Source organism: Homoserinimonas sp. (assembly GCF_056262345.1).
Genome location: NZ_JBACFR010000236.1, coordinates 1 through 2,442 on the forward strand (window position 1 = coordinate 1; position 2,442 = coordinate 2,442).

General features: G+C 62.0%; 5 protein-coding genes. All 5 read left to right on the plus strand.

Features of this window, described 5'->3' with window-relative positions:
- Nucleotides 1-115: 115 nt before the first annotated feature.
- The 5 genes from AC062T_RS11390 (at nucleotide 116) to AC062T_RS11410 (ending at nucleotide 2,041) form a co-directional block, all read left to right on the plus strand.
- The gene (locus AC062T_RS11390; RefSeq protein ID WP_476030130.1) at nucleotides 116-382 is read left to right on the plus strand and encodes a response regulator transcription factor; all 267 of its coding nucleotides are present in this window, start codon (nucleotides 116-118) and stop codon (nucleotides 380-382) included.
- Between the two features lie 207 nt (nucleotides 383-589).
- On the plus strand, nucleotides 590-958 hold the full coding sequence (gene rplN, locus AC062T_RS11395; protein WP_020109916.1) for a 50S ribosomal protein L14: 369 nt from the start codon (nucleotides 590-592) through the stop codon (nucleotides 956-958).
- 1 nt (nucleotide 959) lies between these two features.
- The gene (gene rplX, locus AC062T_RS11400) at nucleotides 960-1,274 is read left to right on the plus strand and encodes a 50S ribosomal protein L24 (RefSeq protein ID WP_476030133.1); all 315 of its coding nucleotides are present in this window, start codon (nucleotides 960-962) and stop codon (nucleotides 1,272-1,274) included.
- A gap of 1 nt (nucleotide 1,275) precedes the next feature.
- A complete protein-coding gene (gene rplE / locus AC062T_RS11405) occupies nucleotides 1,276-1,854 on the plus strand; it encodes a 50S ribosomal protein L5 (RefSeq protein ID WP_476030135.1) in 579 nt (192 codons plus the stop codon).
- Nucleotide 1,855: 1 nt separating this feature from the next.
- Complete coding sequence (locus AC062T_RS11410) at nucleotides 1,856-2,041, plus strand: type Z 30S ribosomal protein S14 (protein WP_023955966.1); 186 nt, start codon at nucleotides 1,856-1,858, stop codon at nucleotides 2,039-2,041.
- The last annotated feature ends 401 nt before the right edge of the window (nucleotides 2,042-2,442 follow it).

Genomic DNA, 2,442 nt, shown 5'->3' on the forward strand with positions numbered 1-2,442 from the left:
GGGGTTGTCCCCCCAGAACTGGGGACTTACCGGGCGGGCCTGGGCTTCCTAGGCTTTGGTGAGGGTCGGGGGGCTTGTGCAATGACGTCAACATCGCAGACGAAAAGAGTCGCCCATGAGTGTCGACAGTTCTATAGCCCCCTTGAATGCAGCTCGCATCCCGGTTCTCTCGCCCCGGGAGGTCGAAGTGCTCCTCGCCTGGTTCGCCTTCGATTCCAAAGGGGAGGCGGCCGCGAAGCTGTATATATCGCAGGCGACGGTCAACACCCACATCACCAGGATTCGGTCCAAATACTCGCTCGTCGGTAGGCCGGCCCGGACCAAATCTCAGTTGCTCGCCCGCGCGATCCAGGACGGGTTCACCTCACTCGACGACTGGTGAGCGGTCGCGACCAGCGGCGATTTGTATCCGACCTGGTCTTTCACCTATGCTTGACCGGTTGCCCGCGGCACGATTGTGTCCGCAAGTCGAGCAGCGAACCCCCTGTGGTGGATAACTGCAGGCAGGCGCGCCACCGATGGCAACGGACCGCGTGTGTCGGGACGGAAATCCGCCACACATATTTACCAGCCAGGTCAAGGAGAAAAAGTGATCCAGCAGGAATCACGCCTGCGGGTCGCCGACAACACCGGTGCCAAGGAAATCTTGTGCATCCGCGTGCTCGGAGGCTCGTCACGGCGCTACGCCGGCATTGGTGACGTCATCGTCGCCACTGTCAAAGACGCCATCCCCGGCGGAAACGTCAAGCGGGGAGAGGTCGTCAAGGCGGTTATCGTGCGCACCACCAAGGAGCGTCGTCGTCCGGACGGTTCGTACATCAAGTTCGATGAGAACGCTGCCGTCATCATCAAGAACGAGAGCGATCCGCGCGGAACCCGCATCTTCGGCCCGGTCGGCCGCGAGCTGCGTGAGAAGAAGTTCATGAAGATCGTCTCGCTGGCTCCGGAGGTGCTCTGATATGAAGGTTCACAAGGGCGATACCGTGATCGTCGTCGCAGGCAAAGACAAGGGCGCAAAGGGCAAGGTCATCGAGTCCTACCCGCAGCGCAACCGGGTCCTCGTCGAAGGCGTCAACCGGATCAAGAAGCACACCTCCGCCTCGCAGAACGAGCGTGGCGCATCCTCGGGCGGCATTGTCACCCAGGAAGCCGCCATCCACGTCTCGAACGTGATGGTCGTTGACTCTGACGGCAACCCCACGCGCATCGGTTACCGCACCGACGACAACGGCAAGCGCGTGCGCATTTCCCGCAAGAACGGGAAGGACATCTGACATGAGCACCACTGAGAAGATCCAGCCTCGGCTGAAGCTCCGCTACCGCGCGGAGATCAAAGACGCTCTGAACGAGCAGTTCGACTACGACAACGTCATGCAGATCCCCGGCGTCGTCAAGGTCGTCGTGAACATGGGTGTCGGCGACGCCGCCCGTGACGCGAAGCTGATCAACGGTGCGGTCAAAGACCTCGAGCTGATCACCGGCCAGAAGCCCGAGATCCGCAAGGCTCGCAAGTCGATCGCGCAGTTCAAGCTGCGTGAAGGCATGCCCATCGGCGCGCGCGTCACGCTTCGTGGCGACCGCATGTGGGAGTTCCTCGACCGCCTCGTCTCGATCGCACTGCCGCGTATCAGGGACTTCCGTGGCCTGAGCGATCGCCAGTTCGACGGCAACGGCAACTACACCTTCGGTCTCAATGAGCAGTCGATGTTCCATGAGATCAACATCGACAACATCGACCGGCCCCGCGGCATGGACATCACCATCGTCACCACCGCGACCAACGATGACGAAGGTCGGGCACTGCTGCGTCAGCTCGGCTTCCCGTTCAAAGACTCAAACGCGAAGGACAACTGACATGGCAAAGAAGGCGCTGGTCAACAAGGCCAACAAGAAGCCCAAGTTCGCCGTGCGTGGCTACACCCGCTGCAACCGTTGCGGACGCCCGCACTCGGTCTTCCGCAAGTTCGGCCTGTGCCGTATCTGCTTGCGCGAGATGGCACACGCGGGCGAGCTGCCCGGTGTGCAGAAGAGCAGCTGGTGATCTTTTAGCCCTCGGCTGAACGCTCCACTTCTACAAAGACGCTCCACCTATTGGTGGAGCGTCTTTGTGTTTGTGGAGCGTTTGCTGGTTCAGGGTCTGTTCTTGCGTCGTTGCGCCTGGCGCCGCTGTGCCCGGTTGGGAGCAGCGGGTGGTGTGACCAGCCGTCGGACAACGGGACATCTTCGTCCCCGTCGGGTGCCGCCGAGGGAACTGTGCCCTTGGGCCAAGCTCACGGGGCCGTTTTTGGCGATGTGGGGCCGGCGCGGGATTCGGCGCGTCCCATCAGGGTGGAAATAGGGGTGTTCAGTGCAGCCGAGCTGACGAGGCGGGGGATCGACCGGTGGGGTCTGCGCAAGAGTGTCCGGGATGGATCCCTGATCAGGCTGCGCCCCGGGTGGTAC